Here is a 21,445-nt window from a genome sequence, read left to right on the forward strand (position 1 = left end):
CTGGAACCGACGACCTCCTTGTCAGCGGCGCGTGAGACCGTGGCCCGCGACGCACATGAGTCGGCACAGGGGAGGACCCGAAGGTGAAGAAGAAACCGCCGCCGTCACCGCGCCTGGCCGCCGTCACCGTGCGGGACCCCGACCTGGCCGAGAAGGACCGAGACCTCTTGATCCGAGCCGACCGTGACCCGCGCTCCTACCCTCGTGGCGAGGTGAGCGTCTGGTGGGCCACGGCTCCCTACCTGCTCCGTCCCGGTGCCGTCGTCGCTGGTCTCGGAGCTGGAGCCTGGGTCACCGGGGCAGTTGAGTGGTACACGCCGAGCCCGCACGACGGCGGGGCCACGGTGAACGACGCCTTCGGTCGCCCGGTGCAGGAACTCTTCGACGGCCTCCACGCCGCCCTCCTCATGGCGTGGCCGATCGGAACCGCCGTCCTCGCGTTCATGGGGTTCGCGTACGCGGCGAACGCTGTTTCGCGGAACAAGACGGCACGGCGCCTGGCGGAGCTCAAGGACCGGTGTGTCCAGCCCTCCGACCTGAACGACGACGCCCGCGCCCTCCTCGCCCGTGCCCAGCAGGCGAAGAAGGCTGTTCGCACCTCGGCGGTGCACCGCTTCGACCTCATCGACCGGCAGCACAATGACGTGGCCCTCCCCCGGCAGGAGTGGGAGATCGCGGAGGCCCTGCGGGAGTACACCCGGCTAGTGAAGGCCGAGCCCTCGAACCTCAAGGGGGACAAGGTGGCCGCGCTGGTCGACACCCGGCGCCGGGCCCTGCGGGCGAGCCTCGACGGGATCACCCGGCGGGTCAGCGCCCTGGAGTCGTACGCCGACCAGGTGGCGAAGGCGGACGACCGGTACCGAGAACTGCAGCAGATTCAGGCCCTGACCGATGGCAGTGACGACGTCCTCGACTTCCTCGCCCGCACCGCGCGCGATGACCTCGCCGTCGCCGAGATCGAAGGCATGACCGGAAAGGCCGCCGCCGTCGCCGACGCTTTCACCGTGGCGCTCGAATCCGCCAAGGAAGCCGCCGTCATCGCCCTGCCCGTACGCAAGACCGCCTAGGAAGAAGCAGCAATGACCGACCAGGCCAGCGAGGCCACCAGCGACGTTCGCCTCTGCGCGTTCCCGGCCGGCTGTAGCCGTCCGGTGAAGGCGAAGGAACCCGGCAAGTCGGGGGCGCGGGCCAAATACTGCGACGATCCGGAGCACACATCGCTCAAGGCGCTGCGGTGGCGTGAGGCCAACGGCGAGGGCAAGAACGCTGGCAAGCCTTCGGGGCATGTCGTGCCCGACGACCTGTCCGCGCTGCCCCACAGTTCCGCGGTGGCTGAGGCTCAGGTCACGGAGACCAGTCTCCGGTCCCTGATGACTCAGCTCCTCGAAGTGCTCCCCCAGCACCGCGCGGCGGTCGAAGCCGCGGGTGATCCGGAGTTGGCGAGCGTGCAGGTCGCTAACGCGCAGGCAGCCGCCCAACTCCGCATCGCTGAGACGGAGTCGAAGTACGGCACCGAGCACGAACTACGGCTTGCTGCCGAGTCGGAGCAAGAGCGTCTTCAGGGCCTCCTCGAAGAAGCGCAGGAGGCGGCGACCGAGGCCGATGAACTCCGCGGGCAGGCCGAGGTCCAGAAGGAAGAGGCGGCGGCGGCCGCCGCCGCGATGCTCGTCCTGGCCGCCCTGTCCGTACGGCACCAGCAGGCTGCCGAGCGGGCATTCGCTGAGGCCGTCGCCGCAGCGAACCAGCGCGTCGAAGAGGTGCAGGAGAGCACTCGCGCGGAGATCGCGCGGATCACGGCCGAGACGAAGGACCAGATCGAAGCGGCCAGGGCGGCGGCTGACGAACGGATCGAAGAACACCGGGTCCGGTTCGAGAACGACGCCAACGAAAAGATCACCGCCGCCCAGAAGGACGCGAAGGAGAAGGTCGCCGCCGCCCTGAAGGACGTCGAGACCATCGAGCGGACCGCCAGGGAACGCGTCCAAGAGCTCCAGACGGAGACCGCCCAGCACAAGGCGGAGGCGGAAGCCGCGACTGCACGGGTCGCCGAGGCCAAGCAGGAACGGAAGGACCTGATCCAAGAGCACCTGAACGATCGCAACAGCCTGATCGAGCAGCACACCAAGGAACGCGGCGAGCTGGTCAAGCAGCACAACGACGACCGGGACCGCCTGCTCGAACAGCTCCAGGCCAGTCAGAAGTTCGGCGCGGACCAGGCGGCAGCGGCCGAGCGGGCAGAGAAGGCCCGCAAGGCTCTGGAGACCCAGGTCCGTCGCCTGGAGCGACAGGTGAAGTCCCCCGCCGGCGGCGGCAAAGGGGGCAAGCCGTCGTCGCCTGCGGCGGACGGGCACGGCCGTGACCAGGTCAGCAGCACCGTGGCCGAGGACGAACCGATCCCCGGGCAGTCGCTCATCGTGAACGAACAGGGCCTTCCGGTCCGCGACGGGGAGGGCGACGAGTGACCGCCGATCCGGCGCTGCTGGACGACTTGTTCACCCAGGAGATCGACGGCCGGGCGGCCCGGTTCGTGCGGCCGGCTGACACCGACCGCCACGACTTCGCGGTGTACGACGGGGACGCCTTCCTCGGGATGCTCTACTCGGACCAGGTCCTCGGGACTGCCAGGTGGCGGCTCGGAGGGAGCGGTGAGCGGCACGGCGCCCTGGACGACGCGGTGCGGGCCCTGCGCAGACCGCGATCGTGGCCGCGCGAGCGGGCGCAGGTCGCGGACTGGGCCCGGCGGCTCCTGGCGGACGACTCACTGGCTGCGGTCGATATCGAGACCACCGGTCTGAACGGGGCGTGGGCGGTACAGATCGCGGCCACCGACAAGAGCGGCACCGTGCTATTCGACTCGTACGTCAACCCGCAGGCCGAGATCGAGCCGGGCGCCATCGCCGTCCACAAGATCACCCCGGAGAGGGTGGCCGACGCACCCACCTTCGGAGAGCTGCTGCCCGCCCTCGGTGAGGCCCTGCACGGACGGACGTGCGTGGCCTACAACTTGCCCTTCGATAAAGGGTGCTTGGAACGGGAGCTGGAACGACACCGTTCGGCACAGGTAGCTGCCCACTGGCTGGGCGAGTGCCGGTGGCACGACGCGATGGAGCCGTACGCCGTCTGGAAGGGCCTGTGGTCGGTCAAGCGAGGACGCTACCGCTCGCAGAAGCTCGGAGGCCCGCACACCGCCGTGGAGGACTGCCGCTTCCTCCTTGCGAGGGTGCGGGAAATGGCATCGTCCGATCGACCGTAGGGAGCTGATCCTGTGAACGAACGTGCCGAACTGCCCGACTCCCCCGGCGCGGTAGCCGAACGTATCCGCGAGGACGTCCGGCAGTGCGCTGCCCTACTCAGCCGCGCCCGGCAGCACGGCGAGCAGAGCCCGCAGTACCAGGAAGCTCAGGCCGCTTGGAGGCACCGTCAGGCGATCATCGCCGCCCTCGCGGTCCAACGGGAGACCTCCCCCGAAGACGTCGAGCTGCACCGCGTGGCCGCGTACGACGTCATCGCCGCTGCCCGGACCGTGCGGACCGATCTCTTGCAGCGCGAAGCGGATCAGGACGATGCCGGGCGCCGCTTCCTGGACGCAACGGCCTTCTTGGACGCGCCGCCCCAGCCGGCGGCAGGAACTCGCGTCCAGGGTCTCCCCGACTGGAGCCCGGAGCCTCCGGGCCGGGCCGAGTAGACGGGGCCGCCCTTCCTGCCCAGTCGCGGGCTGGGCTCGCTTCGCGTGCGGCGACGTCGTCCGCGAACGCCCGGTGGACAGCACCATCGGCTCTGAGTCTCGGGCGGCTGGGCACCGTGACGATCAAAGACGGGAAGCGTGGCTGATGTCCGCGGGGGTGCCGCCGTACGGCCTGGGGGCCGCCCGGCTGGGTACCTCCGCTCGTCGGTTCTCGACTGCGGGCGCTGAGGGGTTCCGTTCTGTGGCTGAGGTGGACCGCCCCACTGTGGCTCTGCGGATACCTGTTGGTGCGTCTGCGACAGACGATCTTCGGGTTGCTCTAGAGTCGGAACCATCTTCCCGGTGGCGCCTCGCTGCCGGGATTTCGTGTTCTCTGGGTGGAGTTGGATCTTGCGTAAGGCGCGGCTGCACGACCGGAATCCAGCGGGGCCCGTCCCACGTATCAGCTGGGCGGCCCGGGTCCGGGAGGCAGGCGCCCCCTTGGCGATCAGACCGTACCGGCTGCACTTCGCCGCCCGCCTGCTCTCCTGGACCGGCTCGGCCGTGGCGCCCATCGGGCTGGCCTTCGCGGTGCTCAAGATCGGCGGCGGGCCCGGCGCGCTGGGCGCGGTCCTCGCGGCGAGCGTCGTACCCCAGATCCTGCTGCTGCTCGTTGGCGGCGTCGTCGCGGACCGGCTGCCCCGACACCGAGTCATGGTGTGGTCCAACATCGTCTGCGCGGCCGCGGAGGCGGCTGCGGTGCTCCTGCTCCTCTCGGGCACGGCCCGGGTCTGGCACCTGGTGGCGATGTCGGCCGTCTGCGGGGCGGCTGGGGCCTTCTTCACCCCCGCGGCCGGCGGCATCGTCGTGGAGGTCGTCCCGGCCGAACTCCGGCACGCGGCCAATGCCCTGCTGAAGATCGGGCAGAACACCGTGAAGGTGGCGGGGCCCGCCCTGGGCGGCGTCCTGGTCGCCGTGGTCGGCCCTGGCTGGGCCCTCGGCTGGGACGCTCTCACGTTCGCCGCCTCGGCCCTGCTCTTTTCCCGGATCAGCCTCAAGGCCAAGAACGTGAAGGTCCGGACCGGCTTCACCGCCGACCTGCGCGAGGGCTGGGATGACTTCCGCTCCCGCCGCTGGTTGTGGGTGATGGTCTGCCAGGCCGCCGTGATCGTTCCCGTGTGGCTGGTCGGCTACCAGCTCCTGGGCCCGGTGTACGGACAGCGGGTGCTCGGCGGCGCCGCCCCGTGGGGCGTGGTGGTCTCCGGCTTCACCGCGGGGCTGGTGGCCGGGGCGGCGCTCGCCCTGATGTGGAAGCCGCGTCGGGTCGGGTTCGTGGTCTGTGCGGGAACCGGTTCCATGGCGGTACCGCTGAGCGCGATGGCGGCGGCCGTACCGCTGCCCGTCCTCGCCCTCGCCACGGCGTTGGCGGGCTCGGGGCTGGCGGTGAGCATGACCGTGTGGGCCTCGTTGGTGCAGGAGAGGATTCCGGCGGACCGGCTGGGTCGGACCCTGTCCTACTCGACGCTCGGGCAGATCCTTCCCGTGCCCTTCGGATACCTCCTGGCGGGCCCCGCCTCTCAGGTGTTCGGGCTTCGCACGACGCTGGCGGTGGGCGCCCTGATCATCGCGGCCGCCGCTGTCGTGCCGCTGGCCATTGCTCAGGTCCGGGGGCTTTGCCTCGCGCCGCTGGTGGTCAAGGAGGGCGACGGCCCGGCAGTACCGGCACGGGCGGAGAGGTAGAACGCGCGGGCCACCTCGACGGCGCCGGCGAAGTCGCGGAACGCCCGGTCCCGGGCCGCTGCGTCCAACACGGTCCGGCCGCACCGCTCGGGCAGTCCCCACCGCTGGACCAGCGATGCGGTGATCCGGTCAACGCTCAGGTGAGCCGTGGTGCGGTGAGGGTCGGCCGCCTCGACCTCGGCGTTGAAGATGAACGCGGCGGCCACGGCCTCGGCCACCGAGGGGACGGGGCCGATCAGGTCGCCCGCTTCGACCACCGTGACCGGCCACACCGTCCAAGCTCCGTCCAGGCGGGCGGAGCGGACGACGATCCGCACCAGCGCCTCCTCCGGCGGGAGCTGGCTCACCTCGTCCTCGGTGAGCCAGTGGGCGAGCTGGTCGCCGGACATACCGCCCAGCTCCACACCGGCCTCGGCAACGCGCCGTAGAGCGGACCGCTCCACCGCCGCAGCTCGCACCGGGCGGCACACGTCGCCGCCCTCTTCCTGCGCGAGAGCAGCCAGGACCCGGGTGCGCCACCGGCTGGGGAACCCCGGGTCGTAGAGCTGCTGATAGTTCAGGAGAGCGAGGCAGTTCACAGACTGCCCGCTCGCCTCCCCGACCGGCCGGAAGGTCGCCTGCCAGTACCGGACGAAGCTGGTCTGCCACGGCTCGCCAGCCCATGCCCCGGCTGTGCCGGGGGCCGGGGGCAGGCCAGCGGCCACCAGGGCAAGGGCCCGCTCGGCGTCCTCTCGCTTGACGTCGCAGGGGTGCACGCGACGCCAGGCATCCGCCCGGTTGAACGCGGTCTTCAACCCCTCCCCCGCCGCGAGGCGGCCCAGGGCGGTCCAGGACCGGCGGGTGTAGGGCAGGGAGCGAGCCAGGTTGGCCAGCCGGGTCGCTTCGGTGGTCTCCATCTGTCCGTCGGCGGCGGCGCGCGTCAGTGCGGCCCGTAGGTTCACGAGTGCTTCGGACAGTGGGCGGCCGTCCTCGGTGTGGAGCACGGCGACTTCGTCGTCCGCGTCCAGGGCGCCGCTGCGGAAGTCCTCGAAGATCCGCCCGATGCCGACCATGCCGTACGGAGCGAGCTCGGCGGCCCGCAGGGCTCCCATACTGGCGGCGCCGACCACGGCAACGCCGTCGGCCATCAGCGCCAGGATCTCCTTGTGCCGAACCGGGGCGCTCTGGTGCCAGAGACCGTCGATGATCAGCACCGTGTCGCCGGGGCCGGCTCCGAGCCGCATCAAGTCCCCGTGTCGGACCGGGGGGTGCGTCACGGCGTCGGGGAGGGCTTCCCTGACGCGGGCGGCGGGCACGGTAGGCCCGGAGAAGACGTGAACGCTCACGCGACTGCCTCCTGGGTCGGTCGGGGGATGACGTGCCGCGCGTCGTAGCGCAAGGCCGGGGCCAGCACCTTGACGACGGCGAACTCACGTCGCTGATGGGGTCCGTGGGTGAGGTCCACGACCAGCGGGGAGTGGCCGGTGACCGCGCTGATGCGGGCCGCCAGGTACTCGGCCTCACCTTCGTCCGTGGCGAAGCCGGTGGTGTGCTGCGCGGTGACCTCCGCCCACGGGGCGCCACGACCGGCGGACGGCTGGGGTCCGTGGTGCACGGCGGGCTGGTAGGCGGCCGGGTGGATGTCCTCCCGGCTGCCGGTGATCTGGGTGAGCCGGGACTGAGCCGCTTCCGTGATCGCCCGGGACAGGGCCACGTGGGGGTCCAGGTGGGCGCCGGAGCCGGAGACCAGAAGGGCGGGCTGGTCCTCGCGCCACAGGTAGCAACTGATGACGGGCACCTCGAACCGGTTCGGCAGGTGCCACAGCTCCAGCCAGGCACCTGCCGCCCGCACCCGGTCGATCAGGGACGCACAGTGCTCGTCCTCGACCGTGCCGGGGTCGATGAGACGGCCGAGCCCCGACCCGTCGGCGAGAGAGCTGATCGTGTCGCGCTCGATCAGCTCGGCCAAGGCGTGGACGATGGCCTCGGCGCGCGTGTTGCCGGACGCGAGACCGTTCGTGGACGCGCTGGGCAGGTGCAGCCGCCATCGGTCGTGGACTTCCCGCCCCAGCTGCACGCACGCCGCCGGAACAAGCGTGGGTTCGCCGTCCAGTGCCGATCGTGCCGTGATCCAGTCCAGGACGGTCCGGCCGGTGACCAGAGAGCCGGGGTGGCTCTCCAGGGCGGTGACCGCATAGGGCAGGACCAGACCGAGGCCGTCCGCCGGCGCCCGCACCTCGGCGGTCGGGACGGCCCGCTCGCCGTGCCATGCCTCGATCGCCTCCATGGCCCCGGAGACCCGGGCGGCGGACAGCGTCGCCCCCTTGCCCTGGGCGACGGACAGCGTGCGGGCCAGCGGCCGCACGGCCATGGTCACCGGGATGCCGAGATCGTCCAGGCCGGTCACGTCGGCGACGCGGGTGATGCCGTACGCCATCAGCAGCGGGCGGATCGCCTCCCAGGTCTCATCGGGATGACGGGTCCGGTGGGTGCCGTCGAAGTACGTCTTGCGCATGGGATCTTCCCTTCGCAGATGCCGACGCCCGGCCGCCGGGACACCCAGGTCATGAAGGGTGCCCCGGCAGCCGGGCGGGTTCAGCTACCGCCTACGGCGCCGTCAGGCGGACGGCAGCGGGTAGGTGTGGGTGTCGGGGAAGGCGGAGTCCGGCACGGCCGGGTCGCCGCCGGAGTTCTGCGGCATGTTGCCCTCGGCGTGCAGCTCGGCCACGAAGTCGGCCGGGTCCACGGCCTGCGTCGTGGCGGACGGGATCTGCTGGGACATGGTCGTTCCTCCTGAGTTCCGGGGAAGGACGCTGCTACACCGAGAGGTCGGTGAAGCAGATGGTGATCAGTACCTCGCGCGACTGGGAGTCGAGCGGGGTACGCCAGTGGGGGATTCGGCTTCCGTCGAATCCGGTGAGGACGCGGTGGCGGACCGGGAAGGTCTCGCCGCCGTCGGGGTACGGGGTGTCACCGAGGCGGTCGGCCACCTGCTGGGTGGTCAGCCACCGAAGGCGGGGCAGCCAGCCCATCGAGACGAGACCGGGGGTCAGGCCGCACGAGAAGGTGATCGAGCACTTCCCGTCGTCGCGGTGGACGTGCATGTAGTCGCCGGGCTCGTAGAACTTCAGGCCGAAGCGGATCGGGGTCATCCGGGCCCGGCCGGTCGCCTCGCCCGCCACCTCCGCGAGGCCCTTGGACATGGCCAGTCGGCTGAGCGCGTCTCCCCCGGTGTGGACCCGGCACCGCTGGGGGGAGGTGATCGAGCCGTCCCGCATCACCAGCAGGCCCGGCCGCCGGTTGTGGCGGACGACCGCGTGCGGCTCGCACCGGTCGGCCTCCTCGGCAAGCTCCTCCCAGAGCCCGGGGTCGACCACGTCCTCCGGTACGACCGCCCGCCCTTCGGTCAGCCAGAGTTGACGTGGAGTCATGGCCACCATCACAGGTCCATGAACGACATCGTCACCAGCAGGCCCGTCGACGTGACCGGCCGGCGCCAGTGCGGCACGTGGTACCCGGCGAACGCCCGGACACTGCCGTCGCCGTACGGGTGGGCCAGGGTCGTGAAGCCCTCCCCCTCCGGGAAGATGCCGTGCTCGGTGACGACCTCCCCCAGACGGTCGGGGAAGGCTCCCATCAGGTCGGGGGCCCAGCCCATCGGCGGCAGGTCCTCGGTCAGCGCGACCGCGACGGTCACGGTCGACTTCACCGAGTCCACGTGCAGGCCCTGGAAGTCGCCTTCCCTGTAGAGGACGACGGCGCCACCTCGCGGGATCAGCCGGGGAATGCCGGTGGCCTCGCGCAGGGCCATCAGCAGGGTCTTGTCGTAGGCCAGGGTCTCCAGCACCGGGCCGGGCGGGATGAAGCCGCAGTGCACCGGGGAGGCGAAGCTGCCGTCACGGTGGGCTGCCGTGTGCTCGTGGACGTGGGGGGTGACCAGGTCGATCCGGCCGTGCGCCTCCTCGACCAGGGCCTTGAAACGGTCCGGCTCAAGGACACCGGGAACGATGGCCGTTCCCGTCTCCTCCCAGGCCGCGCGAGCCGGCAGCCGATCCACGGGTGCTGCGGTGTCCATGATCCCCTCCAGGTGCTCCGTCTGTCCGGGTGGCGCCGCGCGGCCGGTGGAACCTCGACCCGCCGCCGAGACCGTTCCGGCGGCGAGCCGAGGCGTCGGCGGCGTTCGCCCATTGAACTGCCGGGGAACACAAGGAATGAGGGGCCACGAAGGGGTGCGTTTCCCGGCAGGGGGCCGCTCCGGGGGGCCAGGATGAGGGCCGCACCCGACGGCGACGGAGGGAAAGTGTCATGGTGGCCCCGGACGGCATCGGCGTCTTACTTCGAGCGATCCGCGAACGCGCCGGACGCACCCGAGATCAGCAGGCCAAGGTCGTTCAACAGGCCCAGGACGACCGGTGGTTCGACTGGGAGAACATCAAGCGGTGGGAACTGGAGAAGCGGTTACCGGTCCCGGACTGGCACGAGACGATCGCCCGCGCATACGGGCTGAGCGTCGCGGACGTGCAGCGGGCAGTCGCCGCATCGCGGCAGCACCGACGCAGCCAGCGCAGGGAGAAAGAGGACGTGAAGCGACGCAGTTTCCTCGGGGTGGCGGCCGCGGCCGTAGGTTCGACCGCGTTGCCGGGCATCGCGCAGGCGCGCGAGGGCATCGACGGGGCCCTCACGGGCTCCGGAGCCGGTGACCTGGCTTACCTGGAGTCGGCATTCGAGCGGCACCGGGGTGGCTACCACGGCCGGGCGCCCGACGACGTGCTGAGCGAAATGCAGGCGGACCTCGATCTCCTCGGTCAGGTCCTCAACCAGCCCCACCCCGCCGGGGCACGCGCTGATCTCGCCCGTACCGCCGCGGGGATTGCCGGTCTCGTCGCCATCGTCCAGCACGATCGCGGCGACAAGGGGGACGCGTTCCGATGGTTCGCGACGGCGGAGAAGGCGGCTCGCGAGTCCGGTGACCGCAGGATGACCGCCTGGGTGCTGGCACGGCACGCGATGGTGCCGTTGAACTACGGCGCCCCCGAGGCGGCCGTACGGATCGCCTCCCGCGCACGCAGGGCCGCCGGTCGGACGCCCACCGCCGCCGGCGCGTTGGCGGCGGCGGTCACGGCCCGCTCCCTGGCCGCCATCGGTGACCTTCGGGGCGCCCGGATGGCAGTCACAGACGTGCGGAACCTCGTGGAACACCTCGACGGACAGGAGACAGCAGACACCTGGTTCGGCTATCCGGGACAGAAGCACTTCGTCCACCTCTCCCAGGCGTACACCCTCCTCGGGGACACGGAGGCTGCCTACGCGGCCCAAGACGATGCCCTCGACCTCACCGACTCCCCATCGGTGATGACCCGGGCCCTGATCGCGATGGACACCGCCGCCTGTCTGCGCCTCGACGGCGACCCTTCAGCGTCTGCCGAGATGGCGGCAGGCATCTTCGACCGTCTCCCGGCCCCCTACCGTGACGGCCTGATCCGGTCTCGGGCCGAGGCTCTGCACCAGGCGCTCAACGGCCGTCCACGGGACCTTCTTGGGCAGGCTCTCGCCTGACAGGCGCTCTGCGCGCGGAGCGCCCAAAGGTTCAAATCAGGGTACGGGCGGGCAATTCCGTGGCAGAGTGGGCAACAGCCCAGCGCCGAATCCCCCCGTTTCGGCGCTGGGCTTGCCCGTTCCCGCGTGACCTCACGGGCGAGCGCTCGTTCATCTCGGCGGAGGTCATTCCGCATCGACTTTCACGCTCGGCGCCGAGCGGTGTCTTCGGAACGGTCGCTGATCGGTTCCGCCCGCGGAAGGGTGTTGAAGACACCGAGGGGCTTCTCCTCCTACCCCCGCGGGGGTAGGAGGAGAAGCCCCTCGTCGTTCGTCTCAGTCCAGGCCGGCGTACGCGATGCTGAGCACCGTGACGGTCTTGGTCTCGGCGCCGACCATCAGCACCACCGCCAGGTCCCCGGCGGCCCACAGCCGCACCACGCCGTCATCGACATCGCCGTACGGCTCGGTCGCGGTGATGGGATCGGTGAGCGAGTCGAGCAGAAAGCGGGCCAGGCGGTCGCGGGCCCGCTCGGGCAGGCTCCGGTAGACCTCGTGTTGCGTTTGGTCCATGTAGAGCCGAAAGTTCACGCGACCCGCCGCTCGCTGATCAGCTCGGTGACGTCCGTGTACTCCGGCGGCAGAGCGCCGCCGTGCTGACGCTGGTAGTCCAGGACCTCGGGGGCCTTCGCGGCTCCGGCCCGCAGGTCCTCGATGAGCTTCCGCCACCGGGCACCGAGGGCTTCCAGCTCGCTGAACGGGGTGAGGTTCAGCTGACGCATGAACTCCATCCGCTGGACCGGCGTCAGGGCGTGAGCGATGGCGTCCGGGGTCCACTCCCCCTCGCCAGGATTCGTCGCCTCGCGCATGGTCACCGCCTTCCCGTGACACGGGGCGCCGGAACGGTCGCCGGGCCCTCGCCCCCCAGAGTAGCGGCGGCAAGGGCCCGTGCGGGATACGACCGACAGTCCCGGTCGGCTACCGGCCGGTGCCCGGAGGAAGGGCGGGACGGTCTCGGCGCCCGCTCATCGGGCGTCCGCCTCGGCGTTCTCCTTGGCGGCGGACCGGCTCCTCCCGCTCGACGTGCACGGTGTGCTCCTCGGCGGCCGGCGCCGGGGCGGGAGCGGGGATGACGGTGAAGACGATCCGGTACGCGGGGGTACCGGGTTCGGACCGCCGGTTCTGCAGACGGCGCGGTTCGTCCACGGCGACCGGTACCGGGTACGCCGCGAGGGCCTTCCTGATCAGGTCCGTGACCTGCTCCTGTTCCTCGACGCTCGCGCCCATGATCCGGATTTCAGCCATCAGCGGGTCACCTCCTGGTGGGGTGCGGCCTCGGGGAGGTGAGCGCGGCCGCGAGCGCGGGACCGCAGCAACAGCTCCTCGCGTACGTACTCGCACCCCTTCACCGCAGGCAGTCCCCTGACCGGGGTGACCGGGTCGTCCCCCTCCCGCAGGGCCCAGGATTCGTCGGCGGCGAGGTGCATCGGGCGCTTGCCCGCCCGCGCGGTGTCGGCCGCGATCAGCTTCTGGTCCTCCCCCGGCCGGCCCGGGACGATCAGGCGCCCGCGGGTCACGTCCCGCACCCGGACCAGTACGCGCTCCCACGGGGAGGCGTCCGCCAGGTCCTCGTCGGAGATCCCTCCGGCGTACCGCTCCCCCAGCGGGGCGGACGGCTTCACCCGGCGATCCAGCAGCACCTTGCCGGTGGAGGCGTCCACGACGGCGATCTCGATGATCTCGGTCGTCTCGGAGTCGCTGGTCGGCTGCCCGGAGGACCTGGTGCACAGCAACACCGCCGTGTCCGCCGTCAGGATCTCGCGTGCGTGACGTGCGCGCTGGCCCCACCGGGTGCCGCCGACCGTGATGTCCGCGCGGTAGCGGGCGGCCTGCTGGTCGGCGCGGAGCTCGGCGGCGACCTGCTCGCGCGTCGGACCGGCCTGGTCGTTGCGGGCCCAGTCCAATGCCCACGCGCCGGTGCGGTCGTCGTGGAAGGCCCACACCTCGACCTGGTGCCGGTCGGCGACGGCGGCGGCAAAGGCGTGGATCGCCTCGGCGCGGGTCGTCACCCGGCTGTACTCGCGGAGCGGACTCGGCTCTCCGGCTCGTACCGCACGGACCTCCTCCCACGGCACACCCGGAAGATCCCGCAGGCCCTCGACATCGCGGGTCCGGTACAGCGGGACGTCGATCCACCGGCGCTTGCCGACCCGGGCCTCTACGTGGGAAGCCGGGGTGATCCAGCCTGCGGCCACCACGTGCTGCCAGTCGGTGGGGTACCGGATCTCCAGCAGTCCGGCCGCCTCGTCGGCCCGGATCAGCCGGTCCCCCGTCACCTTCTCGCACAGTTCCTCGTCCGCGGCGAGCACGTCCAGGTCCTCGACGGCGAACCGTCCGCCCCTCCCCGCGCTGATCCGCCCGTCCTGGGCGACCTGCTTCAACTCGGCCACCTTCCACCCCAGACGGCCGGCTGCCTCGTCGGGCGGCAGGCTCACCTCGACCCACGCGGTCCACTCGGCCTCACTGCGGGCCTTCGCCTCCTGCCGGGCGGCGATCAGCTCGGTCATCAGCGCCTTGGCGTCGTCGGAGACCGCGAGGGCCCGCGCGTCGCGTACCGAGTAGAGGTCCCAGCCCTTGTACTGATCCACGACGCGCAACCTGGTCTTCTCGGCCAGCGGCGGCACGTCGGCGGACTCGACTTCGAGCCCAGTTAGCTCGGCCAGCAGCTCGGCCGTACGCCGGGCGCCGTATCCCTCGCGGTCCGCGATGCCCTCGCGGATCTCCTCGACCCGCGGAGCGAGGGCGTCGGCTGCCTCGCGCGACCACCCCTTGGACTTGTCGCGGGGCGGGATGAGTCCCAGCTCCTGTGCCCTGGTGACCATCCAGGGCTCGATGCCCAGTTCGGCCGCCAACTGCGTTCCGTTGACCACTTTCGGCCGCGCCTTTTGCGCCGCGACCGCTACCTCTTCGGACATCCGTTAGTGCCTTCCATTTCTCGCTTACTTCACCGAAGCCATTTCATGGATAGCAGTACCGGCGACGCTTGACAAGCAGAATAGACAAGCGTCCAGAAAAGCGGCGCGGAAACGCTCTGCAGATATGGCGGGTCTAAATAACGTTATTGGTCACAACCCTTTCGCGATTCAGTTTGCAAAACGCCCTTGGTGGGCCAGTGGTCCGCGATCCCTTGCCGGACGATGGCGCCGAAGGTGAGCACATGGGCACCAAGGGCGGCCCGCCGGTCGCGCTGTTCCTCGGTGAGCCCGCGCAGGTTGCCCAGCCCCTGCCTCAGAATCTCCTCGATCCACGGCTCACTGATCCGCCATGCGGCCGTGCGCGCACGCCAGACCAGGTCATAGTCGAGCGTGCAGGCGAAGGGAGTCCCGAAGTCCTCCCCCGGCCGCTCCGATCCGGGCCACATGCCGGGCAACGACAGCTCGGCCTTCTCCGCCTCGGTCAGCGGGCGCCAGTCGCGGGCAAGGTCCGGCTGCGCCATGCGGCCGCGCACGCAGGCTTCGACAAGATGGTCTTCTGTCGGCCACTCCGTTCTACGGCGCAACTCTGCCTCTACTCGAATCTTCTTACGCTCTCGGGAATCTCTCGCGTTTAGCAGGGAAAGGCGACGCCAGGTTTTTTCAGCCAGCCGGTACGACCTGGCGGTACTGCTGATCCGCGTAGCAAGATCTTCGGACATGTGGACGGTGACGCGCTGCGTTGCTGCCATACACCCATTAAACCGCTCGGGAAACCCACATGCCAATGGCCCGGAAAGACTTCCGGGCCATTGGCATGGTTTGTTCGACTTCCTGGCGAAGCGACGTTCTATTCCTTCGGGGGAAGGGCCTGGTCGGCTGCCTGCCCGGCCTGGGCGACCTCGGCCGGCGAGAGGACGCGACGCTGTTTGCGCAGGTGGCCGCGAAGGCGTCGGGCCTCGATCACCACCACGCCGTCGAAGACCAAGATGCCGCGACGGCCAACCGGAGCCCCATGTACGGCGATGATCGGCCGGACGTCGACCGGCAGCCCGTCCAGCGGGCGCCGGAGGGCGGTGGCTGCCTGCCTCGCTTCACCGTGGGCTTTCGCCACCTCGCGGTTCTGGGCGTGGGCGCCGTACCACAGGGTTCCGCCGTCGGGGCTGACGGCGACTCGCGCCCCTTTGGCCTGCCAGTTCTTGGTGTTGATGCAGGCAATGCCCCAGTGCCCGATGGCGAGGTGGTCCAGGTTCGCGACCTTGCCGAGTGCGCGGTCGTGGAGGATGACCGCGCCGCGGCGGGCCAGCGGGGCGAGCATCCGCGCGGTCCGGCGCTCGCCTTCTGCGCCGGACCGCCAGGCCCGTACGTGCTGGGGGGCCGTGAGCGTTCCGCACCACGCGAGGACGACGGCGAGGGCGGCGATGTGGCCGAACAGCGGGACACCGATGCCGTGCCAGCCGATCCACCACTCCAGCAGCCCGGCGAGGGCGAGTACGGGGGCCAGCCCGATGAGGAACCGTCGCCGTGCCGACGCTCTCCAGGACCGGAGGCGTCGCTTGTACTCCTGCTGGGCCGACTGGCCCGGTCCCACACGGATCGCCATCCGCTCCCCCGTTTCGTGGTGGTGCGTCAGGAGGCTGCGGGCAGCAGCTTCGCCGCCCACTCCTCGGTCGTGGTGATGATGATCGGCTCGACGTCGACATGCCGGAGCACCCGAAGGAGGTCCTGGACGCGCTGCTGGGCCTGGGCGGGGTCGCGGGTTCCGGGGTGCTTGGGGCACTGGGCGACCAGGTGCTTCCAGCAGAAGTGCGCGTTGCGGGCCAGCCGCAGCGTCTCGTCCCGGGGGGCCTGCTGGTCGTGCCGGAGCCAGGCCGCGCGCATGTGCAGTTCCAGGCTGGTGGTCCACGCTGCCCTGCGCAGTGCCAGGTTGGCCCTGACCGCGACGACGTTCACGGTGTAGGGGTGCGAGGCTCCGTACGCGTCGTCCAGGGCGTCTTCGAGATCCTTGGCCGCGACCTCGGCGGCGGGGAAGTTGCCCGCGATGTCCGCGGACCTCACCGCGTCCAGCATCTCCCGGTACTCGGGAGGCAGGGGTGCCATCCAGTCGACGCCGGGGGCGGCTGGCGGCGGGCCGGGGATGACCGGCTCACCGGTGGGCGGGGGAAGGTGGACGGGGGCGGCTGGGGCTGCGGGAGGCGGCTCGGGAGCTCGGCGTGCTGCAGGCGGGGCCGGCGGCGCCGGGTGAGGCTGTTCGAGCGGCGTCACCTCGCCGTCCCAGTCGACAATCAGGGGCCAGGTGCTGCCGTCCGGCTCCTTGGCGTTGACGCGGACCGGTCGGTCGAGCCGGGCAGCCTTCTCCTGGATGTGTGCCAGGGCGGCGTCGCGGGCGTCCTGGCCGGGGAGGGTGTCCACTGGATGCCCGTCGACGCTGGCCTCACCGCTCTCGCGGATCACGATCGTGTAGACCGGGGTCAGGGGGACGGCGTCATGGTCGGTCACAACAGGCATCGGGCCACTTCCTTACAGCGTATTCGCGTGCAGCCGGTCCGGGTCGGTCCACGTGGCGGCACAGCACCTCTGGATGGCGTCGAGCGCAGGCCCGGCGCCGTAGTACAGAACGGTTCCCGGCCGCTCGCGGTCGGGCAGTTCGGTGCTGGTGGCGTCGATCAGGTGCTGAGCGTGGGGGGCGATCTCGTCCATCAGCTTGTTGGCCCGGTCCGCGGGTAGCGGGGCGACGGGCCAGCGGAGCGTCCAACACGCGGCCACCAGCCACGGGGGGCTGGCCGCGAACTCGTCGGTCGCGCGTACGTCCAGCTCCCCCGTGGTGAGGTTGAGCCAGACGAAGCAGGCCGCCTCTTCGGTCAGCCTCTTCGCTGCCTCTTCGGTCAAGGGCCGCCAGGCCACGGAGGGCCGGGGGCGTCCCTTCGGATCAGCGACCGGCATAGGGGTTCTGAGTCGCGGGCTCGGCGGCGTCAGCCTGGGTGCCCTGCGGCGGGACGCTCGGCCCCGGCTCGGCCTGGGCTCGGGCGTACGCCTCGCGGACCGCCGCCGGGACCGGGCCGCGGTCGGGCACCTCGTGCCCGTTCGCCTTGGCCCAGTCGCGGACCTTCTTCGTCTCGGCCGCCGTCTCGGACTTGGGCTTCGTCGCCTTGCGCCCCTTGCGGCCGGCGCCCTGCTTCACCCGGGCCACCTTCAGCAGCGGAGCGAGGGCTTCGTCGTACTCCGCCAGGTGCTCCGGGTTGAGGTCGACCTCGTACTCCGTCCCACGCCATGTGAAGTCGATCCGCTCAACGCCCTTGATGCTCTCCTCGTCCAGGTCGTCAACCAGGATCAGCCGATCTGCCACACCCGTCTCCTTTGCTCTGCTCTAGATCATCTCAAAAAGCACTGACATGCCACGGGTTATCCACCCTTGGGGAAGTACGGAGGCGCCCAACCCTGGTACGTAGCACCCCATTTCGACTCAATGTCGGTGGCCGGGACGATCGAAATCCGGCCGGGAGAACGGATGTCGTTGGATGCGATCTCGCCGTTGCCGACGTAGATGGCGACGTGTCCGGCCCGGCTGTCGGTGCTCCAGTACATGAGGGCGCCCACCGGGGGGTTGCGGTCCCGGTTGTGACGCATTGTGGAGGGCATTTCCCAGTAGTGGTCTATGGCGTAGTTCGTTCCGGAGAATGACCACCCGTACGAGATCGCGACGAAAGCGAGGCACTTGCGGTACCACTCGGTGGACCCGCTGTCGGCCTCCCTCCGGGCCCACTTCACGGCGTCGGCGGTGGACCGGGGATTCTTCACCTGGGCGGGCCAGTTGGCGTCGCCGTCGTGGAAAGCGGTGCCCGGCTTCGGAGCCGGTCCGTCCTGCTGGTCGTCTTCCTTCTCGCACCGCTCGGTGGGGGCACCGCTCGGGGCGTCGGACGGGTCGGCCGTGCTGCTGGACGGGTTGTCGGTCGGCTGGCTGTCTGCCCGGCCGGGGTGCGCGAGGTTGATACCAGCCTCCTTCGCGATCCGGCGAGCCTCGGACTCCTGGCCGGCGTACAGCTCGCCCTGCTCGGAGTGCTGGACGGCTTCGGCGGCCTTTTCCAACGCCATCGACTCCCAGCCCTTGACGTCCGTCAGTCCGCGGGGGCTGCCGCTGTCCGCACCGAAGAAGAACATCTTCGCCGCGTACGCGGGCTTCATGATCTGTTCCTTGGTGCCCCACCCATACTGCGGCTTCTGCTGGAACAGGCCCACCGAGTCGCCCGGACCGTGATCAAGGTTGATCAGCGTGCTCTCCTGAAGCGCGGTCATCAGCGCGATCAGGGTTGCGCGTCCGGGCAGGCCGCCCTGGGCGGCCACCCGGTCGATCGTCTTGGCGTTGTCTATCTGCTGGGCGTGGAGACCGTCGGTGCTGTCCTTGCTGCCCCCGTCGTCGCTCTGGTCGTCGTTCTCGTACTGGGCATCGGGCAGACCGGCGCCGCCGCAGGACGCGGCGGACGCCTGGGAACTACCGGCGATGCCGCCGACGATCCCGAGCCCTATCAGGAAGCAGAAGAAGAGGATGCCGGCGGGGACGGCGAGTTTCAGCGCCGCCCCCCGACGCGCCACCCCCGAGGCCAGCATGGCGGCCTGGCGCGAGTTCACGTCAGACCCCCAGCACCCTCGACACGCGCCACTGGTCGCCGTCGCGCGTCATCTCCGCCTGGAAGACATAGGTCTTGTCGTACTTCTTGTAGCCCTCGATGACGGTCTTGACCTTGACCTCCCGCCAGGCCCGCAGCGGGGTGTCGATGCCCAGCTTCTCGTCGGCCTTGCCCACCTCGACCCCGGTCACGGTGGACACCCCGCCGTTGGAGATCAGGTTGTCCCACAGGCTGTCTCGGCTGCCCGCGAGATTGCGGGCCAGGGCTTCGGTCATCCACGGCGCCGCCCGCTCGACCACGGTCTCGTGCTCCTTGTCGACCGGCGGGTTGCGGGTCATGTAGACCCGGCCCCAGCCCTCCGCCGTTTTCTCCGGCGCGCTCAGGTCCACGGCCGGAAGCGAGGCGGACGGCGACGCCGATGCGGAAGGGCTCGGCGGCGAACTCGCCGTCGTGCCGCCGCCGGCGGGATCGGCGGCGGCGGAACTCGGGGCGGTGCTGACGCTCTGCTGCCCCTTGTCGTCCCCGGTGATCCACTTCGTGGCACCGAATCCCACGACCAGGATGACGACGATGATCAGGGCGGCACCGGCAGGATTCATGGGCTCCTTGGCCCGCTCCTCCTCCAATACCTGCTTCATCGTCGTCTTGCGCTTGGCCTTCGTCTCGCGGCGAGCGCGACGGCGGGCCTTGCGACGCTGGCGCCTCTTGCCCTCCTCCTCGACCTCCGGGACCTCGTAGACCTCTTGCAGCAACTCGCGGAAGTCCGCGGGCGTACGCGGCTTCTTGTCGTCGTCGGCCACTTAGTTCCCCCCGTTGCGGCGCGTCACGGTCGGCACGGACAGGCCACGGCCGCGGCCGCGACTGCGGGCCCGGCTGCGGTTCTCCGGCCGGGTGGGGTTGGGTCCGGTGGAACCGCCGGGGCGGTTCGGTGTCGAGCGGACCACCTTGTGCGGAATGACCTTCGGCGCGGAGGTGCCCGTCTTCGGACCCTGCCGGAAGGTGTAGCTGGCGCCGCTGTTCTCGGTCCGCAGCGTCGGGGACGGACGGCTGGCCGCTCCCGCCGCCGGACGGCTCGTGCTGTTCGCCGCCGCCTGGGCGGAGCCGCTTGCGGCGGGCAGGGCCTGACGGGGCACCGAGCCCCCGACCTCCGCCGGGCGGCGGGTGCCACCGACCTCGGCCGGGCGGCGGGTGCCCGGGACGGCCTTGGCCGGACCGTCGGCAACGGACCGGCCGCGGGCCGGTGCGGTGGACGACGGCAGTTCCGGACGGCTGGTGAGGGGACCGACTTCCTTGCGGCTGCCGCTGTTCGGCAGTGCGGCGCCTGCCGTCTGCCCGGAGGGCAGCGGCGGCATGGGGCGGCGGGCACCGGCCAGGGCGCCCGGGGTGCCGCCCGGCGGAAGCTGCGGGGTCGTCGGCCTGTCGGTGCCGCCGCCTCCGCCGCCGCTGCGGCGGGGCATCCGGGGCATACGCGGGAGCCGCATCCCGGCGAGCCCGCGGCCCAGTCCCTTGGTCATCCCCCAACCGGCCTTGCCCGCCGCGCGGGCGGCGAGCAGTCCGCCGATGGCGGCGGCCGGGCTGGTCAGACCGGTGACGCCGACGATCGATTCCAGGACGCTGCGGAACTTGAACGCGACGATGGCGGTGGCGATGGAGATTCCGGCGCCAGCCGCGTAGCCGTACTCGCCCATCATCTTGGTGGCGGCAGTGGTCACGACCAGGACGGAGCCGAGGGTCATCGTGGCGATAGCGCTCTGCAGGGTGTAGCCAAGGAGGAAGTCGAACCAGCGAACGCCCCACGTCCGGGGCCTTCCTGGGATGATCCACAAGCAGGCGAAGATCACCCCGGACACCAGCATGAGCAGGGCGCCGATCAGGGACGCCAGACTCGCGAACGCCAGCATCAGGACCAGGGCCGCGAACAAGATGACGCAGATCAGGGCCGGGATGGCGACCATCATGCGGCCGACCGGGTTGTGGCCATCGACCCAGGAGTTCGAGTCACCGCCGATGTCGTCGCCGCCTGCGTGGTCGTTCAGCCAGTCCTTGCGCTTCTCCGGGTTGGGGCCCTGGTCAAGAAGCTCCTTGCCCTTGTCCTTGCACGCTGCCAGGCTGCCGAACTCGACCACACACCACGGCGTGACGACGTACGTTCGCCAGACGGCGTCGCTCGACTTCCGCAGCATGTTGTCGCGCTCGTTGGTGCCGTACGTGGTCTTGTGGCCAAGGTCGATGGGCTCCTTAGTGCCGTCGCCCAGGCCGGCGGAGGTCGCGTTCATGGCCACGCTGGAGCCGACGTTGCGGGCGGAGTCGATCCCGTTGACCCAGGTCTGCGGGGCCATCAGCAGCGAGATGGAGAAGATGGTCGAGACCGCCACCCAGCCCAGCTGGGACAGGCTCGAACCTGCGGCCCGGCGGTGATTGGCGTACGCGACCAGGGCGCCGATCACCATTGCGGACGGCAGCAGCGTCTGGGTGAGCGTGCTCGCGGCGCCGCCCACGGAGTCGGTAATCGCCTTCTCCAGCGGGGGGATCGTGGTGACGTTGAAGATCCACTGGACGATGGTGACGGCGGCGGAGCCGATCACGGCGGTGAGGGCCATGCAGATGATCGCGGGGATCTCCAACATGGGGTCCATGACGTCCCACATGCCGTAGTCGTCGGTGACCGTGTAGAGCAGCGGGTTGCCGTACTCCTCGTACAGGGTCCCCTGGCCCTTCGTGTACGGGATGTCCACGGAGGGCAGGAGGTCACCGATGCCGACCGGGGTGTAGTCCTTAGCCCATGCCGACTGCGCGGTGACCATTAGCGTCACGTAGATCCCCAGGACGGGAATCAGGACGGTCCGCTTGCGGGGCAGCCGGAAGTTCTGCAGCCGGATCAGCAGCTTCAACACGCTGAAGCGGTACTTCTTCCGCGGTTCGAGACTGAT

General features: G+C 70.6%; 22 protein-coding genes and 1 pseudogene. 6 read left to right on the forward strand and 17 right to left on the reverse strand.

The genetic code is table 11. The features are described from left to right. The first annotated feature begins 83 nt into the window (after positions 1 to 83). From ACZ7P3_RS41455 to ACZ7P3_RS41475, 5 genes are all read left to right on the forward strand, one after another. Entirely contained in the window at positions 84 to 1,067 is a 984-nt protein-coding gene (locus ACZ7P3_RS41455) for a hypothetical protein (protein WP_472089866.1), read from the forward strand. Between the two features lie 12 nt (positions 1,068 to 1,079). Continuing rightward, on the forward strand, positions 1,080 to 2,462 hold the full coding sequence (locus tag ACZ7P3_RS41460; RefSeq protein ID WP_472089867.1) for a hypothetical protein: 1,383 nt from the start codon (positions 1,080 to 1,082) through the stop codon (positions 2,460 to 2,462). Further along, a complete protein-coding gene (locus tag ACZ7P3_RS41465) occupies positions 2,459 to 3,253 on the forward strand; it encodes a 3'-5' exonuclease (RefSeq protein ID WP_472089868.1) in 795 nt (264 codons plus the stop codon). Before ACZ7P3_RS41460 ends, ACZ7P3_RS41465 begins: the two co-directional genes overlap by 4 nt. A gap of 12 nt (positions 3,254 to 3,265) precedes the next feature. After that, complete coding sequence (locus ACZ7P3_RS41470) at positions 3,266 to 3,685, forward strand: hypothetical protein (protein WP_472089869.1); 420 nt, start codon at positions 3,266 to 3,268, stop codon at positions 3,683 to 3,685. Between the two features lie 480 nt (positions 3,686 to 4,165). Continuing rightward, positions 4,166 to 5,404, forward strand: a complete 1,239-nt coding sequence (locus ACZ7P3_RS41475) for an MFS transporter (protein WP_472089870.1) — start codon at positions 4,166 to 4,168, stop codon at positions 5,402 to 5,404. On the opposite strand, the gene ACZ7P3_RS41480 is transcribed toward ACZ7P3_RS41475, so the two are convergent. The 5 genes from ACZ7P3_RS41480 to ACZ7P3_RS41500 all read right to left on the reverse strand — a co-directional run bounded on the left by ACZ7P3_RS41480 (position 5,323) and on the right by ACZ7P3_RS41500 (position 9,458). Then, complete coding sequence (locus ACZ7P3_RS41480) at positions 5,323 to 6,627, reverse strand: TfuA-like protein (protein ID WP_472089871.1); 1,305 nt, start codon at positions 6,625 to 6,627, stop codon at positions 5,323 to 5,325. The genes ACZ7P3_RS41475 and ACZ7P3_RS41480 overlap by 82 nt on opposite strands. A gap of 98 nt (positions 6,628 to 6,725) precedes the next feature. Continuing rightward, positions 6,726 to 7,898: a YcaO-like family protein gene (locus tag ACZ7P3_RS41485; RefSeq protein ID WP_472089872.1), complete on the reverse strand. Its 1,173-nt coding sequence runs from the start codon at positions 7,896 to 7,898 to the stop codon at positions 6,726 to 6,728. Positions 7,899 to 8,000: 102 nt separating this feature from the next. Continuing rightward, a complete protein-coding gene (locus ACZ7P3_RS41490; RefSeq protein ID WP_266361575.1) occupies positions 8,001 to 8,165 on the reverse strand; it encodes a hypothetical protein in 165 nt (54 codons plus the stop codon). 34 nt (positions 8,166 to 8,199) lie between these two features. Further along, entirely contained in the window at positions 8,200 to 8,814 is a 615-nt protein-coding gene (locus ACZ7P3_RS41495) for a hypothetical protein (protein WP_472089873.1), read from the reverse strand. A gap of 8 nt (positions 8,815 to 8,822) precedes the next feature. Next, the gene (locus tag ACZ7P3_RS41500) at positions 8,823 to 9,458 is read right to left on the reverse strand and encodes a hypothetical protein (RefSeq protein ID WP_472089874.1); all 636 of its coding nucleotides are present in this window, start codon (positions 9,456 to 9,458) and stop codon (positions 8,823 to 8,825) included. A gap of 230 nt (positions 9,459 to 9,688) precedes the next feature. Between ACZ7P3_RS41500 and ACZ7P3_RS41505 the strand changes: the two genes are divergently transcribed. Next, on the forward strand, positions 9,689 to 10,939 hold the full coding sequence (locus ACZ7P3_RS41505) for a transcriptional regulator (RefSeq protein WP_472089875.1): 1,251 nt from the start codon (positions 9,689 to 9,691) through the stop codon (positions 10,937 to 10,939). Positions 10,940 to 11,254: 315 nt separating this feature from the next. Here the strand turns inward: ACZ7P3_RS41505 and ACZ7P3_RS41510 are convergent, their stop codons facing one another. From ACZ7P3_RS41510 to ACZ7P3_RS41565, 12 genes and pseudogenes are all read right to left on the reverse strand, one after another. Beyond that, complete coding sequence (locus ACZ7P3_RS41510; RefSeq protein WP_362164995.1) at positions 11,255 to 11,491, reverse strand: hypothetical protein; 237 nt, start codon at positions 11,489 to 11,491, stop codon at positions 11,255 to 11,257. A gap of 14 nt (positions 11,492 to 11,505) precedes the next feature. Continuing rightward, positions 11,506 to 11,787: a hypothetical protein gene (locus tag ACZ7P3_RS41515; protein ID WP_367469184.1), complete on the reverse strand. Its 282-nt coding sequence runs from the start codon at positions 11,785 to 11,787 to the stop codon at positions 11,506 to 11,508. A 109-nt stretch (positions 11,788 to 11,896) separates the two neighbouring features. After that, a complete protein-coding gene (locus ACZ7P3_RS41520) occupies positions 11,897 to 12,223 on the reverse strand; it encodes a hypothetical protein (protein WP_472089876.1) in 327 nt (108 codons plus the stop codon). Continuing rightward, positions 12,223 to 13,893 (reverse strand): 3'-5' exonuclease family protein, encoded by a 1,671-nt coding sequence (locus ACZ7P3_RS41525; RefSeq protein ID WP_472089877.1) that lies wholly within the window; start codon positions 13,891 to 13,893, stop codon positions 12,223 to 12,225. The genes ACZ7P3_RS41520 and ACZ7P3_RS41525 overlap by 1 nt, the downstream gene beginning before the upstream one ends. A 143-nt stretch (positions 13,894 to 14,036) precedes the next feature. Next, entirely contained in the window at positions 14,037 to 14,642 is a 606-nt protein-coding gene (locus ACZ7P3_RS41530; protein WP_472089878.1) for a hypothetical protein, read from the reverse strand. Between the two features lie 98 nt (positions 14,643 to 14,740). Continuing rightward, the gene (locus ACZ7P3_RS41535; RefSeq protein WP_472089879.1) at positions 14,741 to 15,493 is read right to left on the reverse strand and encodes a nuclease-related domain-containing protein; all 753 of its coding nucleotides are present in this window, start codon (positions 15,491 to 15,493) and stop codon (positions 14,741 to 14,743) included. Positions 15,494 to 15,519: 26 nt separating this feature from the next. Continuing rightward, positions 15,520 to 16,398, reverse strand: coding sequence for a hypothetical protein (locus ACZ7P3_RS41540; protein WP_472089880.1), 879 nt, complete (start codon positions 16,396 to 16,398; stop codon positions 15,520 to 15,522). A 12-nt stretch (positions 16,399 to 16,410) separates the two neighbouring features. Then, positions 16,411 to 16,779 (reverse strand): hypothetical protein, encoded by a 369-nt coding sequence (locus ACZ7P3_RS41545; protein WP_472089881.1) that lies wholly within the window; start codon positions 16,777 to 16,779, stop codon positions 16,411 to 16,413. 40 nt (positions 16,780 to 16,819) lie between these two features. Further along, entirely contained in the window at positions 16,820 to 17,236 is a 417-nt protein-coding gene (locus ACZ7P3_RS41550) for a histone-like nucleoid-structuring protein Lsr2 (RefSeq protein WP_472089882.1), read from the reverse strand. A gap of 56 nt (positions 17,237 to 17,292) precedes the next feature. After that, positions 17,293 to 18,516: a C40 family peptidase gene (locus ACZ7P3_RS41555; protein WP_472089883.1), complete on the reverse strand. Its 1,224-nt coding sequence runs from the start codon at positions 18,514 to 18,516 to the stop codon at positions 17,293 to 17,295. 1 nt (position 18,517) lies between these two features. Then, positions 18,518 to 19,315: a hypothetical protein gene (locus ACZ7P3_RS41560; RefSeq protein WP_472089884.1), complete on the reverse strand. Its 798-nt coding sequence runs from the start codon at positions 19,313 to 19,315 to the stop codon at positions 18,518 to 18,520. Then, positions 19,316 to 21,445: pseudogene (locus tag ACZ7P3_RS41565) on the reverse strand (hypothetical protein); the annotation flags it as partial.

The sequence above is a fragment of the Streptomyces sp. NPDC107581 genome (genome assembly GCF_055657175.1).

What these genes read in the sequence shown, in the direction of transcription:
- ACZ7P3_RS41460 (WP_472089867.1), top strand. Translation starts at nt 1,080, where the DNA reads ATGACCGACCAGGCCAGCGAGGCCACCAGCGACGTTCGCCTCTGCGCG.
- ACZ7P3_RS41480 (WP_472089871.1), bottom strand. Translation starts at nt 6,627, where the DNA reads ATGCGGCTCGGAGCCGGCCCCGGCGACACGGTGCTGATCATCGACGGT.
- ACZ7P3_RS41485 (WP_472089872.1), bottom strand. Translation starts at nt 7,898, where the DNA reads ATGCGCAAGACGTACTTCGACGGCACCCACCGGACCCGTCATCCCGAT.
- ACZ7P3_RS41490 (WP_266361575.1), bottom strand. Translation starts at nt 8,165, where the DNA reads ATGTCCCAGCAGATCCCGTCCGCCACGACGCAGGCCGTGGACCCGGCC.
- ACZ7P3_RS41495 (WP_472089873.1), bottom strand. Translation starts at nt 8,814, where the DNA reads ATGACTCCACGTCAACTCTGGCTGACCGAAGGGCGGGCGGTCGTACCG.
- ACZ7P3_RS41500 (WP_472089874.1), bottom strand. Translation starts at nt 9,458, where the DNA reads ATGGACACCGCAGCACCCGTGGATCGGCTGCCGGCTCGCGCGGCCTGG.
- ACZ7P3_RS41505 (WP_472089875.1), top strand. Translation starts at nt 9,689, where the DNA reads ATGGTGGCCCCGGACGGCATCGGCGTCTTACTTCGAGCGATCCGCGAA.
- ACZ7P3_RS41510 (WP_362164995.1), bottom strand. Translation starts at nt 11,491, where the DNA reads ATGGACCAAACGCAACACGAGGTCTACCGGAGCCTGCCCGAGCGGGCC.
- ACZ7P3_RS41515 (WP_367469184.1), bottom strand. Translation starts at nt 11,787, where the DNA reads ATGCGCGAGGCGACGAATCCTGGCGAGGGGGAGTGGACCCCGGACGCC.
- ACZ7P3_RS41520 (WP_472089876.1), bottom strand. Translation starts at nt 12,223, where the DNA reads ATGGCTGAAATCCGGATCATGGGCGCGAGCGTCGAGGAACAGGAGCAG.
- ACZ7P3_RS41525 (WP_472089877.1), bottom strand. Translation starts at nt 13,893, where the DNA reads ATGTCCGAAGAGGTAGCGGTCGCGGCGCAAAAGGCGCGGCCGAAAGTG.
- ACZ7P3_RS41530 (WP_472089878.1), bottom strand. Translation starts at nt 14,642, where the DNA reads ATGGCAGCAACGCAGCGCGTCACCGTCCACATGTCCGAAGATCTTGCT.
- ACZ7P3_RS41535 (WP_472089879.1), bottom strand. Translation starts at nt 15,493, where the DNA reads ATGGCGATCCGTGTGGGACCGGGCCAGTCGGCCCAGCAGGAGTACAAG.
- ACZ7P3_RS41540 (WP_472089880.1), bottom strand. Translation starts at nt 16,398, where the DNA reads ATGCCTGTTGTGACCGACCATGACGCCGTCCCCCTGACCCCGGTCTAC.